The sequence below is a fragment of the Acinetobacter sp. KS-LM10 genome (assembly GCF_036896575.1).
Lineage (GTDB): Bacteria > Pseudomonadota > Gammaproteobacteria > Pseudomonadales > Moraxellaceae > Acinetobacter > Acinetobacter avistercoris.
This window is the reverse complement of record NZ_CP145906.1, coordinates 1,879,298-1,894,138: the sequence shown is the minus strand read 5'-3', so window position 1 is coordinate 1,894,138 and position 14,841 is coordinate 1,879,298. Positions and strand designations below refer to the sequence as shown.

The 14,841-nt window shown below is 34.8% G+C and carries 11 protein-coding genes; 6 read left to right on the top strand and 5 right to left on the bottom strand.

Annotation, left to right across the window (positions count from 1 at the left end; translation table 11 throughout):
* The first annotated feature begins 104 nt into the window (after positions 1 to 104).
* Together V5M36_RS08590 and V5M36_RS08585 are read left to right on the top strand one after the other, a co-directional pair.
* Positions 105 to 815: an SGNH/GDSL hydrolase family protein gene (locus V5M36_RS08590; protein WP_338564115.1), complete on the top strand. Its 711-nt coding sequence runs from the start codon at positions 105 to 107 to the stop codon at positions 813 to 815.
* Between the two features lie 22 nt (positions 816 to 837).
* A complete protein-coding gene (locus tag V5M36_RS08585) occupies positions 838 to 1,449 on the top strand; it encodes a uracil-DNA glycosylase family protein (RefSeq protein WP_338557958.1) in 612 nt (203 codons plus the stop codon).
* 88 nt (positions 1,450 to 1,537) lie between these two features.
* Here the strand turns inward: V5M36_RS08585 and V5M36_RS08580 are convergent, their stop codons facing one another.
* A complete protein-coding gene (locus V5M36_RS08580; protein WP_338557956.1) occupies positions 1,538 to 1,975 on the bottom strand; it encodes a hypothetical protein in 438 nt (145 codons plus the stop codon).
* Positions 1,976 to 2,150: 175 nt separating this feature from the next.
* On the bottom strand, positions 2,151 to 3,701 hold the full coding sequence (locus tag V5M36_RS08575; RefSeq protein WP_338557953.1) for a phospholipase D family protein: 1,551 nt from the start codon (positions 3,699 to 3,701) through the stop codon (positions 2,151 to 2,153).
* Positions 3,702 to 3,832: 131 nt separating this feature from the next.
* On the opposite strand from V5M36_RS08575, the gene V5M36_RS08570 reads away from it, so the two are divergent.
* Complete coding sequence (locus V5M36_RS08570; RefSeq protein WP_338557951.1) at positions 3,833 to 4,948, top strand: S-(hydroxymethyl)glutathione dehydrogenase/class III alcohol dehydrogenase; 1,116 nt, start codon at positions 3,833 to 3,835, stop codon at positions 4,946 to 4,948.
* A 61-nt stretch (positions 4,949 to 5,009) separates the two neighbouring features.
* Here the strand turns inward: V5M36_RS08570 and V5M36_RS08565 are convergent, their stop codons facing one another.
* Both V5M36_RS08565 and V5M36_RS08560 read right to left on the bottom strand, forming a co-directional pair.
* The gene (locus V5M36_RS08565; RefSeq protein ID WP_338557949.1) at positions 5,010 to 6,602 is read right to left on the bottom strand and encodes an ATP-binding cassette domain-containing protein; all 1,593 of its coding nucleotides are present in this window, start codon (positions 6,600 to 6,602) and stop codon (positions 5,010 to 5,012) included.
* Positions 6,603 to 7,615: 1,013 nt separating this feature from the next.
* Positions 7,616 to 8,824: an amino acid aminotransferase gene (locus tag V5M36_RS08560; RefSeq protein WP_338557948.1), complete on the bottom strand. Its 1,209-nt coding sequence runs from the start codon at positions 8,822 to 8,824 to the stop codon at positions 7,616 to 7,618.
* A 459-nt stretch (positions 8,825 to 9,283) separates the two neighbouring features.
* Here V5M36_RS08560 and V5M36_RS08555 point away from each other — a divergent pair, with 459 nt between their 5' ends.
* The 3 genes from V5M36_RS08555 (at position 9,284) to V5M36_RS08545 (ending at position 14,314) form a co-directional block, all read left to right on the top strand.
* Positions 9,284 to 10,048, top strand: coding sequence for an alpha/beta fold hydrolase (locus tag V5M36_RS08555; RefSeq protein ID WP_338557947.1), 765 nt, complete (start codon positions 9,284 to 9,286; stop codon positions 10,046 to 10,048).
* Between the two features lie 487 nt (positions 10,049 to 10,535).
* Positions 10,536 to 12,683, top strand: a complete 2,148-nt coding sequence (locus tag V5M36_RS08550; protein ID WP_338557945.1) for a sensor domain-containing protein — start codon at positions 10,536 to 10,538, stop codon at positions 12,681 to 12,683.
* 569 nt (positions 12,684 to 13,252) lie between these two features.
* Entirely contained in the window at positions 13,253 to 14,314 is a 1,062-nt protein-coding gene (locus V5M36_RS08545; protein WP_338557942.1) for a 3-deoxy-7-phosphoheptulonate synthase, read from the top strand.
* Positions 14,315 to 14,463: 149 nt separating this feature from the next.
* On the opposite strand, the gene gcvH is transcribed toward V5M36_RS08545, so the two are convergent.
* On the bottom strand, positions 14,464 to 14,838 hold the full coding sequence (gene gcvH, locus V5M36_RS08540) for a glycine cleavage system protein GcvH (protein ID WP_338557940.1): 375 nt from the start codon (positions 14,836 to 14,838) through the stop codon (positions 14,464 to 14,466).
* Positions 14,839 to 14,841 lie beyond the last annotated feature (3 nt).

Genomic DNA, 14,841 nt, shown 5'->3' with positions numbered 1-14,841 from the left:
AGTATTAGAAAAAAGCCAGTGTAAACTGGCTTTTTTATTGGTTACTGATTCAGATTTTATTTTCGATTAAGATAGCTGTTATGCAAATCATGACAAATGCGATTATGTTGCTTAAAGCCTTAACCATTGCCTTCATTCCTGTATTAATGATTCAAGGAATTCGCGTAAAAAATAACATTTTGCATCTAAATGAGCCAGTAGGTCCGAGAGAAGGTCTAAGTGGGTCGGGTAAGCCTCTATCTATTCTGATTGTGGGGGATTCCGCAGCTGCTGGGGTTGGAGTGATTCATCAAGATGATGCATTATTGGGTCAATTGATTGATGCGCTACAAGCTCAATATGAAATCACATGGAAATTACATGCAAAAACAGGCCATAGAACTTCACAAGTGATTAAATCTATAGATGATTTAGATGAACAGCATTTTGATATCGTGCTCACGTCTGTGGGCGTAAATGATGTCACCAAATTCATGTCTGCAAATGTTTGGATCAAAAAACAACAAAAGCTGTATGCAGAGCTTATGAAAAAATTTAGTCCAAAATTGATTATTGCAACGGGCGTGCCACCGATGGACTTATTTCCAGCTTTACCGAATCCTTTGGCTTGGCTTTTTGGTCAATATGCCAAAAGAATGAATCAACAACTGAAAAAAATGGTTGTTCAGACTGCCAATATGGATTGGATCGAATATGATATTGAAAAATATCGAGCGCTGGAATTAGAGATGGCAGAAGATGGTTTTCATCCCAGCAAAGAAATTTATACGCTTTGGGCGGAACAAGTTGCAGATAAAATCCAATTGAAATTTTAATATATATGGAAGCGGAGTGATCATGACGGAATTTGAAATTGAAACGCATCCTCTTGAACCTTTTCTACCAAAGAATGCCCAATTGCTCATGTTGGGAAGTTTTCCACCGCCTCAAACTCGTTGGAAAATGGATTTTTATTATCCAAATTTTCAAAATGATATGTGGAAAATCTTTGGACTCTGTTTCTTTCAAGATTCGAATTACTTTTTGGATCTAAAAAATAAAACATTTAAAGAGCAGCTCATCCGCGATTTTTTAAATAAAAGGGGCATCGCTATCTTTGATACTGCATATGAAGTTATTCGTCAAAAAGGCAATGCCGCAGATAAATTCCTCGAAGTGGTCACACCCACAAATTTAGCAAATCTTTTGGCAAAGATTCCAATGTGTCAGCACATAATGACCACGGGCGACAAAGCAACCGATACATTGATGTTGTCTATGCCTGAGCATACGATAAAACCTGCTTTAGGAATGACTTCACACGTTCAGTTCGCAGATCGTGAATTGACTTTATATCGAATGCCTTCTTCATCCCGTGCTTATCCCTTGGCATTAGAAAAAAAAGCAGCTGCATACCTACAGTTATTTAAAGCTGTAGGTTTTATAGATGAAACGCATCCTGGATTATAGAAAAAGAATTTATAAGCAGTTAAATTCTAGATCTGATGTTACTTATTTAAATATGTAAGCGCTTAAATAAAATGAGATTTATTGTTGATTAAACATCATAATCAACATAATCCCAGAGATTTAGATAGGCTTTAATTTCACGACGGATATGAGGGACTAGGTTAAACAATGTACCGTCTATCCATAGACTTAAAGCTTGTACAGAAAGTTTATTTTGCTCTGCATCACAAAGTTTTGCACCTTTAACCAAGATCCAGCTTTGATCTTTGGTTTCAGTTTCAATACCTTTAAAGACCACCTGTAAATCCTGTCCAGTATCTTGGATTTGCCATTCCAATTCGATTTGAATATTAGAATTTGACTTTAAAACCACTTGTCCTTCAATTATTTCAGATTTATTTATACAATCATGTTCGACACGAATCTTTGCTAAAAACCAATCCTGATGAGTTAGCTCATCGAGTGTAGTGGGGGGAACAATCATCTCATCAAGATTGAATTGACGACTTAAATCAAAAAATTGCATAACGAGTGAATCACTTAGGGAGATATTTTGAATGGATTTAGCAAAATGCTAAAAACTGGAATTTTATCGTAATAATCAACCAGAGTAAAATGGGGGATCCTCACTCAACCTACTAGCTTTAATGATTTTAAATGGAGTATCTACCAATTATAGGGTTTATGAAATCTCAATGTAATTACATCATCCATTCAATAGGCAGGTATGAAACTATTTTAATAGTGAATCTTTGAAATCGAGTTGTTTCTGGATCATGTGTATGTTCAACCATTGATCCATCGGATTTTTGATCCTGCCAAATGATTTCTCCTTTTGGATTCAATTTGAGTTGATAAGCAATTTGAGGAAGGTATTGATCTAATGATGTTGAAATTTGATCCTGTAACTGGTCAGATTCGATCACCAAGCCAACTTCTGTGTTTAAAAATGCAGAACGTGGATCGAAGTTAAATGAACCTATAAAAACCATGCCATCAATATCAAAAAATTTAGCATGTAGACTCGATGCATTTTTACCTTTAGCAGGGATCACATTACCGGTCATAGCTTCATACCATGTTCTTTTTTCCCTTTCTATATATGGCTTAAACTCATACAGCTTCACACCATTTTTAAGCAAATTATGACGATATTTTGCATAAAAGGCGTGTACCAAAGCCACATCATTGGCCAAAAATGAATTGGTGAGGATACGAACGTCTATATTGTTTCGAGCTAATTCAGAAAGATATTGTTCACCTTTGGCCGTCGGTACAAAATATGCTGAGACAAGTTCCAAGTGAGCTTTAGGTTTGCCCATAATATCGATCATTTGATTGTAAATATATTGTTGACCTTGAGCTTCTCCACGAATTTTGTTGGGGCTATCTGCTACAAAATGCGCTTTAGCCCATTGTATTGGGCGTTGCTTTAAGTTTTCCTGAATCTGTTGCTGAGCAAATTCAAGTCGGTTTTCAATGACATCTTTTTCTTGAGCATTGGCTAAATATTTATTGCGTAGCTTTTTTAATTCTTGTTCTGAGCTTTCTCCCAATAATTGCTTGGTCGAATAACTTAAATTGTCATTCCAAAACTCAATGAATACATCATTGGCATTTTTAACTGATTCACCTAAAAATAGAATATCTAGATCAGTAAATTGAAAACTATCACTAGCATCGAAGTATTCACGGCTGATATTTCGACCACCTGTAACGGCAATAACGCCATCGGCAATGATCAGTTTATTGTGCATTCTGTGATTAATATTTTTTAAGCGAAATGCATAATCTATCACGCGAAAATTTCGATATTTATAGGGATTAAAGAGTTTAATTTCAAAATTGGGATGTGCTGATAAAGCCTTTAATGCTTCATCCAATTGAGTACCATTTTGATCATCAATCATTAAACGAACTTTCACGCCACGATCAGCAGCATTCAGGAGTTCAGCTAACATCATGTGTCCAATAGAATCATCTTTCCAAATATAATATTGCAAATCAAGACTATATTTCGCATTACGAATCAGATGGATACGACTGGCAATACTCATAAAAGCATCGTCCAGTGGCAAGTAGGCAGTTAAATCTTGTTTTAACTGCGGAGCGGACAGCGTGCCTTGTAACCAATGTTCCGCATGCTCGGAAGAAATCGTATCTTTCACGGATTTATTCATAGGTAAACTACATCCAGTCAGCGTTAATATGCATACATATATGGCAATTGAAGTTTGCTTTTTGAGTGGCATTATTTAGATGATTAACCTATTTTTTTATATATCTCTATAAATAGCATGTTAATGGTTGAATCTGCGATTAAAAAGAGGTTACTGTTGTAAACCATTTGTTAAATTGAACCTCTATTAAGGACTCTCTATACATGAAATCACGTGCGGCAGTAGCATTTGGTCCAGGACAGCCATTACAAATCGTTGAATTGGATGTTGCTCCACCAAAAGCGGGTGAAGTGTTGGTGAAAATTACACATACAGGTGTATGTCATACCGATGCCTTTACATTATCAGGTGATGATCCTGAAGGTGTTTTTCCAGCGGTGCTGGGTCATGAAGGTGCGGGTATCGTTGTACAAGTCGGTGAAGGTGTCAACAGTGTAGCTGTGGGTGATCACGTTATTCCACTGTATACAGCGGAATGCGGAGAGTGTTTGTTCTGTAAGTCAGATAAGACGAATCTATGTGTTGCTGTACGTGCAACTCAAGGCAAAGGCTTGATGCCAGATGGAACAACTCGTTTTTCATATAAGGGTGAGCCGATCTATCACTATATGGGCTGTTCAACTTTTAGTGAATATACCGTGGTTGCTGAAGTTTCTTTAGCGAAAGTGAATCCTGAAGCAAATCCTGAACATGTTTGTTTATTGGGCTGTGGTGTGACCACAGGCTTAGGTGCAGTTAAAAACACAGCTAAAGTCCAAGAAGGCGATACCGTAGCTGTATTTGGTTTAGGTGGAATTGGCCTTGCTGTGGTGCAGGGTGCACATAAAGCCAAAGCAAGTCGAATTATTGCGGTTGATACCAATCCAGAAAAATTTAAATTGGCAGAGCAATTCGGTGCGACTGAATTCTTAAATCCAAAAGATTTCGATCGTCCAATTCAAGAAGTGATTGTTGAAAAAACAGGTTGGGGCGTAGATCATTCTTTCGAATGTATTGGTAATACCAATGTTATGCGTTCAGCACTTGAGTGTGCACACCGTGGTTGGGGTCAATCGATCATTATCGGTGTCGCAGGTGCAGGTCAAGAAATTTCGACACGTCCATTCCAGTTGGTTACAGGTCGTAGTTGGAGAGGCACTGCATTTGGTGGAGTAAAGGGTCGTTCAGAATTACCTGGAATGGTTGAAGAATCAATGAAAGGTGATATTCAATTGGAACCTTTTGTGACACATACCATGGGCTTAGATAAAATTAATGAAGCTTTTGATTTGATGCATGAAGGTAAATCAATTCGTTCGGTTATTCGTTTTTCAGAATAACTATTTTTAACGACTTAGATTTTAAAAAAAACCAAGCCTAGGCTTGGTTTTTTTATTTCTGTTAGTGTGTTAAATCATAGTTTTCCTGAATACCACAATTTAAAATAAATTCAGGATCGTGAGAAACCAAAATCACAGCGCCGTTAAAACTTCGAATTGCTTGAGCAAGTAAATTACGTGAGTCGATATCAAGATGATTCTCAGGTTCATCGAGTAATAGTAAATCGATGGGCGTTTTTGAATGACTCATTCCAAGAAGAATCACTTTTAATTTTTCACCACCACTGAGTTGAGCGATGGATAACATTGATAAATCACCACGAATACGCAGTTGACCCAGTAAATTTCGCCACTCTGTCGGAGAGAGTGAATCATTAAAATTCATCAAGTTTTCAACAGCATTCAAATCTGAATCTAAAATGGCTAAGTGTTGCTCTAAATAAGCGAGATGAGCCTTTAAATAAATATGTTCAGATCCACTCGAATGACTTTTCTGGATGATTTGAAGCAATGTAGATTTACCACTGCCATTTTTACCACGCAAATGGATTTTTTGATCCGCATTGAGTGAAAAATGAATGGGATGTGTACTGCCAAAAGGAAGTTTCAGGTTTTTAATTCTTAAGATTTCACCCGTAGAAAATTGATGCTGATGAAAAAAGAATCGTTGCTGTTTGAGTATTTCATATTCATTTTTTTGAGTCGAAAGATCGGACTGAATTTGTTCGATCTGACGTGACTGCTGTTTTTGAATACTGGATAGACTGTGTTCAGCTTGAGATCTTTTCGCATTGAGTACCATTTTGGGTTGAGATCCAGATTGGCGAAGTTTTTTTGCTTGTTCTGAACGTTTTTGCATTTTCAATCGCTGTTCGTTTTGTTGATTCTTGATCGATTTTAAATCACGCTTCCGCTGATCAATACTGTGTTCTAAAGCATTCGTTTTTAAATCTATAAAATCTTTATAGTCATCATAATTTCCTGAGATATGCTGTAAACCGATCTGATTAAGCGCATAAATATGATCAACTTCTTGAAGTAAAACTCGATCATGACTAATGATTAATAGGCCTGAAGGATGTTGGTGGATCTGTCGAATTAACCATTGTCTAGATTCAGCGTCTAAATGGTTACTGGGTTCATCCAATAGCAAATAATGATCTGTATGTGAAAATAAATGGCACAGGGCTAACTTGGTTTTTTGGCCTTCGCTTAAATGCTCCACTTTAAAGTCAAGATCGGTCGGTAAGTTGGCATCAGCAAGTTGTTTTTCCCACAGTTGCGGAAGGTGCCATTGATGTTCTAATTGCTCATAGTCACTAAAACTTGCAGATCCATTTTCTACACGTTTGAATAGAGGCAAGATATTTTGAACATCCAAAATATCTGCAATGGTTGTTGATTGAGAAAAATCGAGACGCTGCAATTGTGAAAGATACAGATGCTGTACCTGCCATTGAACATCGCCACGATAGCTCATTTGAGTATGATCATGTTGATGTAAAATTTGCATAAGCAGGGACTTACCTTGTCCATTGCGACCGATGAGTGCTGATTTTTGTGTTAAAGACAATGAAAAATTTAAGTTTTGAAAAATGGATTTATTCGGGAAATCGAGAGATAAATTTGAAACTACACATGCCTGTTCGGTCATAGAGAACCTCTATATACAGGATATGCAAAATAGCTGGACTTATAAACGTATTATAATAATAAGAATTTGGAGCATAAGAACCAAAAAATAAGTATGAGTCATCACTTTGGAAGCGAGTCTATTTTGCACATCAAAAAAGAATGATAAAAAATTTGATGGGAAAAATGACTTACTTCATTGGCGGGTACTCAGTTAGGAATGTTTAATAAATGTGAATAATGATGAATAATGATGAATAATGATGAATAATGATGAATAATGATGAATAATGATGAATAATGATGAATAATGATGAATAATGATGAATAATGATGAATAATGATGAATAATGATGAATAATGATGAATAATGATGAATAATGATGAATAATGATGAATAATGATGAATAATGATGAATAATGATGAATAATGATGAATAATGATGAATAATGATGAATAATGATGAATAATGATGAATAATGATGAATAATGATGAATAATGATGAATAATGATGAATAATGATGAATAATGATGAATAATGATGAATAATGATGAATAATGATGAATAATGATGAATAATGATGAATAATGATGAATAATGATGAATAATGATGAATAATGATGAATAATGATGAATAATGATGAATAATGATGAATAATGATGAATAATGATGAATAATGATGAATAATGATGAATAATGATGAATAATGATGAATAATGATGAATAATGATGAATAATGATGAATAATGATGAATAATGATGAATAATGATGAATAATGATGAATAATGATGAATAATGATGAATAATGATGAATAATGATGAATAATGATGAATAATGATGAATAATGATGAATAATGATGAATAATGATGAATATTAAAGCAGCATTTTACTTATTTTTAAGTATTAATTCAGCTCAGTTAACAAAAGTATAATGATTTAACGAAGTTTTATTTATTATTTTCTATGACAAGATGATGTTAAAAGCCCAATCGAGATTAGACTTTTAACACTTCTTATTAAATTAATTCTTAAATTGCAGTTGTTTTCAGCACTTCAGCAAACGACTTTGCAACGTAATCAATATTTTTGTGGTTAAGACCTGCAGCACACATACGACCACTACGAACTAAATAAATGCCATATTTATCTTTCAAAATATCAACTTGTTCACCTGTTAAGCCTGTGTAACTGAACATACCTTGTTGTTTTACCAAGTAACTAAAATCATGTGTTGGAAGCTCAATATTTAATTTTGCTTCAAGTAATTGGCGCATTTCAATAATACGTTCGCGCATTTGTTTTAATTCATTTTCCCATTGTGCAGTCAATTCAGCATTGTTCAGCACTTCATTCACCAAGAGCGCACCTGTCGTTGCTGGGCTTGAATAAATACGACGTACAGTTGCTTTTAACTGACCCAAAACTTTTTGTGCGGTTGCCTGATCATCACAGACGAAAGATAAGCTGCCAACGCGCTCGCCGTATAAAGAGAAAATTTTAGAGAAGGAGTTGCTGACAATAAAATTCATTCCTGCTTGATCCAAAGCACGAATTAAATAAGCGTCTTCTTCAATACCTTGTCCAAAACCTTGATAAGCAATATCCAAAAATGGAATTAAATCTTTGGCTTTAAGTACAGCGATAACCTCATCCCATTCAGCAGGAGTCAAATCTGCGCCTGTCGGGTTATGGCAGCAAGGGTGTAAAAGCACAATACTTTTGGCAGGGAGTGAATTTAAACACGCCAACATTACAGGCACATTCACGCCGTTGGTTTCAGCATCGAAATATGGATAGTAGTGTGATTGAACCCCAGCACCATTAAAAATGGCGATATGGTTGTCCCACGTGGGTTGGCTCACCCAAATATCAGATTCAGGGAAATATTTTTTCAAGAAATCCGCACCGACTTTAAGTGCACCTGAACCGCCTAGCGTTTGAATGGTCACTGCACGACCTGATTGACGTGCAGGACTATTTTCACCGAATACCAGCGCCTGAGTCGCTTGATTATACGATTTCAAACCATCCATCGGTAAATAAAGTTTTACTGTCTCATTAGTCGCTTCAATATTTTTATAAGCTGTTTTGATCGCGTCTAATTGAGGAACAATATTCTCTTCGTTGTAATATAGACCAATACTCAAATTCACTTTATTTGGACGTTCATCTTTGCTGAAATCTTCCATCAAGGACAAAATTGGATCGCCAGCATAGGCATCTACATGATGAAACATGGTCTATATTCCTAAAAGTTTAGATTGTTCAAGTTTGAGTTGTTAATATATAGAAAATTAAGCTGGACTCAATACAAAGAGCTAAGACTATTTTTTATAATTCGAAATACTTTTACTTATGAGATCCAAATATATTTTGATTCTCGATCTTTTTTAAAAATTAGATCTCTTTCATAAGTCGAAATATGATCATGGAATGGCAATAAATTAATCTGTAAAAAATCCTTCTCACTATGTGAGAAGCTTAGGATGAGGGAATACAAATAATCAGTGCGTTGTGTGGATAATGACTTTTGAAAGAACTCTACTGAATATCCTTTTTCAAACTTCCTTATTCATATCATTCCACAGTTCAAAGCTTAAAATATGTAAAGATTAAGATATTTAAATTTTAAGATATGTGAATTTTAAAATATATCAACAACTAAATGATTTAAACGTAATCTCAAGGACTAATCTATGCAACTCCATGTTCAAACACACTCGCCAACAGCCGCAGGACAATATTCTTCACTCGTGTTTATTCATGGTTTATTTGGAAGTCTAAGCAATTTAGGCATGCTTGCACGTGCCTTTGAAGAAAAATATCACGTTGTTCAAATTGATTTACGTAATCATGGCAAATCTAAGCATGTAGAGTCGATGGATTATTTAGAGATGGCTCAAGATGTACTCGATACACTTGATCATCTCAAAGTCGACAAATTTTCCGTGATTGGTCATTCTATGGGAGCTAAAGTCGCCATGAAAATGACGGAAATCGCGGAGAATCGCTTAGAACAATTAGTTGTTTTAGATATGGCACCGGTTGCTTATCAACAAAATCATCACGATCAGATCTTCAAAGCACTTTTTGCTGTTAATGAAGCAGATGTTTCTTCTCGTAAAGAAGCCACTGAGATCATGAACTATTATATTTCTGAAGCTGGTGTGATCATGTTTTTATTAAAATCATGGTCGCAAGGTCAGTGGTTATTTAACGTCAATACTTTATCGAATTCTTATCCAGAAATTTTATCTTGGAAAGATGTTCCTGTATGGCAACAGCAAACTTTGTTTATTCGGGGTGGGAATTCTGAATATATCTCAAAGCCTGAACATTTTAGCGCGATTGAGCAGCAATTTTCTCAACACCAATTGATTACAATTGAAGACGCTGGACATTGGTTACATGCTGAAAAAACTGACAAGGTAGTCTCAGTCATTCAAAACTTCTTGAATTGAAAGTATTTGAACTCAAAATTTAATCAATAATTTAATAATGTAATTGAATAATAGATTGATATTTATTATTATCATCGCTATTGTTAAGAAAATCTAATCAATAGCGATGATAATCTCAAAATTATATAATTTTACTTAATTAATGAATTTAATATTAGAAAATAATAAAAATTTTACTTCTATAAAGCAGCATAAAAACGCAATGGAGGTGCGTATTGAAAATTTAAATATAGTTAGTTTGTAATATTAGATTGATATAAATGTTTCAAGTTTACTATTTAAAAAAAATGAGTGCTATAATGTTCATACTTTTATTATTATGTGATTAAATTCACTATGTATGAATTTTTCAAATAAATAACTTTATAAAACTAAATATTTGAGTGTTTAAACACATTTTTATTGAATTTTTTTTGTATATAAATAACTTAGAGTGATTGGCAATAGAACCATGGCTAATTGTTTGGGTTGAGTTGTAAGGTGAGATATGAGCATTTTAGATTTGTACCCTGATTCGACTTTGAATCAAAAAGATAGCTCTGAAAATAATAATAGTTCAAAAAAATTAATTTTATCTGATGATTTTAAGAATACTTTAAATCTGTTACCTCATTTTTTATGGGTTTCGAAAGGAAATGTAGGTTATTTCAATACGGCAATGAAAGAATACCTAGGAGTTGATACAGATTATCTCAATGATCGTGAATGGGTACGATTTTTTCATCCTGATGATGCAGAACATATCTATGTTCTTTGGAAGAACGCAAAGAAAACTGGGCGAAGATTTGAAAAAGAGTGTCGAATTAAAAATCAAGCAGGTGAGTACATCTGGTTTAATTTGATTGGTGAATATCATTTAAAACAAAAAAATAATTTAGATTGGGTCGTGAGTTGTACCAATATTCATGATCGTATGATTAAGTTACGTGAAGCAACTGACATGTTGCGTACCAATTCAGAAATGCTTGACATCAGTCTTGACTGTATCAAAACGATGACGCCTTCAGGCCAGTTAATACATATGAATCGTTCAGGTTGTTTAGCCTTATTCGGAAAAGAAAAAGTCAATAAGTTTGGAATGAATTGGTGTGATCTATTACCGTTGGCCATGCGTCTAAAGGCTCAGCAGGCGATTGATACTGCAGCAAAAGGAATAAGTGCAAGATTTGTTGGAAAGACGGTTAATGCGAATAAAATGACCTATTGGGATAATACTCTAACCCCTGTCCTGAATGATCTTGGTGAAACAATCAGTATTTTATGTGTATCTAGAGATATCACATCTAAATGTATCGCAGAGCAAAAAGTTAAATATTTAAGTGAATATGATGAATTAACAGGCTTAACAAATCGAATTGCATTTAAAAATCAACTTAAACAGTGTCTTACAGATGCTAGGGAGCAGAATAATCATTTGGGAATCATGTTTATCGATTTAGATTATTTTAAAAATATTAACGATAGCTTGGGATATTCAGCTGGAGATCATCTTTTACAAGTTTTATCGAAAAGATTCAGTAAATGTTTAAATATAAATGCTTATTTCTCACGTATAGGCGGGGATGAGTTCGCTGTTATCGTACCCAATATGACTAAAACTGAAGATTTAGAGCGTGTTGCTTTAAAAGTACTAGAACAAAATGATTTACCCATTACTTTTTCTGGAAAAATAATTAATAGCGGTATGAGCATCGGTTGTGCTCTATATCCACAAGATGCAATGGATGTCATGGGTTTGATGAAATGTGCAGATACAGCATTGAATGATTTAAAAGAGCGAGGTCGAGGTGGAATTCGCTTATATAATCCAAAGATGTTGATATTGGCAAAGAAAAAAACAGCTCAACTTTATACAGCACGATCGATTCTGCGTGAAAATCGTATTGAGCCTTTTTATCAAGCCAAAGTACGTTTAGATAATCAACAGCTAATTGGTTTTGAAGCGCTCTTACGCTGGCGAGAAGAGGATAAGAATATTCAACATCCAGCCAGTATTTTCGAGGCTTTTAGTGATTATGAACTGGCAACCAAAATTAGCGAAGTCATGCATGCCAAAATATTTTCAGATATGGCAGCGTGGATCAAAGCAGGATTAAATCTCGTTCCGGTCTCAATTAATGTTTCACCAGTTGAATTTATGCGTGATAATTATGCTGAATTACTTATTCAGCGCTTAGAACATTACCAAATACCAATAAATTTAATTGAAATTGAAATTACAGAACATGTATTTTCCGAAAGTGGTTCGGATCATATCATTCGTGCATTAACAAAACTAAAAGAATATGGTTTACGAATTTCACTCGATGATTTTGGAACGGGCCATTCGTCTATGACGCATCTACGAGATTATCCTGTCGATTGTATAAAAATAGATTGTTCTTTTGTGGGTCGAATGAATGAAGACAAATCGACTAAGTCGATTGTTGAGGGCATTGCGCGTTTAGGTCCAATTTTATCTTTGGACGTTATCGCGGAAGGTATTGAAACTTTGGAGCAAGCAAAAGCGCTTGAACTGTTTGGCTGTAAATATGGTCAAGGCTTTCTATTTGGTCGAGCGGTGTGTGCTGAAGACGCTAGAATATTACTGACCAATAACATCAATAATTTACAATGTAGAGACTCAATTAATTAAAAAAATTGAAATTTGAGTTGATGATGGTGGCAATAAATATGAAGTTTTAAGATCTGGATAAATGATCAAAAGTATAATCAAGTTTAAGAATGAATTTTAAAATTGCTTAATTAAATCACGTTCGTTAAATTTAAGTTATTTATTAGAATCGTTTTTATAATATGATTCATAAAAATTAATTACAAATAAAGCCCTTGTAAAATTATCCGATTGTGCGTATTGTATTTCTAAATATCTTTATATGTTTAATAAATACTGATGCAAACCCCGAATTTGATTTCTAACGCTTATTATTACTTTTGGCAATTTATGACCTAGTTGCCTAGACGCGTTCGGGCAACATAATGGTTGCCCATCAAGTTTATACCTGATCGGCAGCCCCGATCAGGTTTTTTTATGCATCAAATTTTAACTTTTTTGGAGTAGATTATGAAAAATTTTAACCGTTCTTATTTTAGCAACACGTATTGGTTTTACTTTAGTCAACTGGTGGTTTTAACAGCCAAATCTTCAAGACCTTTAACGCTCAGATGAAAATAGGACTGGTATTTCAGTCCAAAGGAATACGTATGAATGCTTTAAATAAGAACTTAGTAACGACACAAAATACTCAACTTGAAAAAACTTTGGTTTTACCGAATCAATTAAAACAACAATTTGCATTATCTGAATCATTTGCTTATCAAATAAAAACTCAACGCGTAACCATTCAAAATATTTTAGAAGGTCGTGATAACCGCTTATTGGTGATTACTGGACCATGTTCAATACATGACCCAAATGCTGTTTTAGAATACGCTCAAAAATTAAAAGAATTACAATCTGAAGTTGAAGACGAAATTTACTTGGTGATGCGTGCTTATATTGAAAAGCCACGTACTACAGTCGGATGGAAAGGTTATTTATATGATCCAGAGCTAGATGGATCATATGATATTCAAAAAGGATTAGCGCAATCCCGTACTTTGTATCTGCAAATCATTGAAATGGGTTTACCGATAGCATCAGAGCTTTTGAGCCCAATGGTAACTGCGTACTTTGATGATTTACTGGCGTGGGGCGCTGTTGGAGCGAGAACCAGTGAGTCGCAAATTCACCGAGAAATTTCAAGTTATATGCCGTATAGCATTGGCTTTAAAAATGGTACGGATGGCTCTATTCAAATTGCTTTGGATGCTATTCAGTCGGCATCTCATCCGCATCAATTTATGGGGATGAGTCAAACGGGCTTGCCATCGATCCTTGAATCTCAAGGGAATCCTAGAGCTCATTTGATCTTAAGGGGTTCAAATACAGGAACAAACTTCCAATTAGAAGAGATTGAGAAAATTAGATCAAAAGCACATGGTGTTTTACCTGCTTTGGTGATTGATTGCAGTCATGGCAATAGTCATAAAGATCCGCTTAAGCAAGTTCAGGTCTTAAAACAAATTATTGCCGAGCGTCATGCTACTCAAGTGCGAGGGGTGATGCTTGAGAGTTTCTTGATCGATGGAAATCAGAAAATAAGCCCCAATATGATGTATGGGCAATCGATAACAGATGGCTGTTTAGGTTGGGATAAGACGGGTGATTTAATTCGTCAGTCTGCGAATGAATTAAAGTCTGCTACTTTAAAAAGTTCTGCTTAAATTTGTGATAATCATTATTAAAAAGCCCCTAATCAAGGGGCTTTTTAATTCGTCTATTTTAAATTTAAAATAAAAGTAATTAAAACGAGTGCTTAAACGGCTTCTGAATAAATTACAGAATCTAAATCTAATATTTTCAGAGATAAATTTTAAAGTCCAGCTTCATAGCCATCACTTGTTAATAGCTCTTCAATATCTAAAATATCCGTTGGTTTTATTTTATAAATCCAACCTTTACCATAAGGATCGTCATTAACAAAGTCTGGGTCTTCTTCAAGAAGTTCATTCACTTCAACAACTTCACCAGAAATGGGTGCGTGGATGTCAGAAGCAGTTTTTACGGATTCAACAACACCGACTTGTTCACCAGCAACAATTTGACGTCCAACCTCTGGTGCTTCGACATAGACCAAATCGCCTAGAGCGTCTTGGGCATGATCAGAAATACCAGTCACGATAAGATCACCTTCGATTCTTACCCATTCATGTGTGGTGGCATACTTCAGCTCTGAAGGATGATTCATAAA

Coding starts and splice junctions, on each gene's coding strand:
- V5M36_RS08545 (WP_338557942.1), top strand. CDS start 13,253: ATGAATGCTTTAAATAAGAACTTAGTAACGACACAAAATACTCAACTT.
- V5M36_RS08575 (WP_338557953.1), bottom strand. CDS start 3,701: ATGCCACTCAAAAAGCAAACTTCAATTGCCATATATGTATGCATATTA.
- V5M36_RS08570 (WP_338557951.1), top strand. CDS start 3,833: ATGAAATCACGTGCGGCAGTAGCATTTGGTCCAGGACAGCCATTACAA.
- V5M36_RS08560 (WP_338557948.1), bottom strand. CDS start 8,824: ATGTTTCATCATGTAGATGCCTATGCTGGCGATCCAATTTTGTCCTTG.
- V5M36_RS08580 (WP_338557956.1), bottom strand. CDS start 1,975: ATGCAATTTTTTGATTTAAGTCGTCAATTCAATCTTGATGAGATGATT.
- V5M36_RS08565 (WP_338557949.1), bottom strand. CDS start 6,602: ATGACCGAACAGGCATGTGTAGTTTCAAATTTATCTCTCGATTTCCCG.
- gcvH (WP_338557940.1), bottom strand. CDS start 14,838: ATGAATCATCCTTCAGAGCTGAAGTATGCCACCACACATGAATGGGTA.
- V5M36_RS08590 (WP_338564115.1), top strand. CDS start 105: ATGTTGCTTAAAGCCTTAACCATTGCCTTCATTCCTGTATTAATGATT.
- V5M36_RS08555 (WP_338557947.1), top strand. CDS start 9,284: ATGCAACTCCATGTTCAAACACACTCGCCAACAGCCGCAGGACAATAT.
- V5M36_RS08550 (WP_338557945.1), top strand. CDS start 10,536: ATGAGCATTTTAGATTTGTACCCTGATTCGACTTTGAATCAAAAAGAT.
- V5M36_RS08585 (WP_338557958.1), top strand. CDS start 838: ATGACGGAATTTGAAATTGAAACGCATCCTCTTGAACCTTTTCTACCA.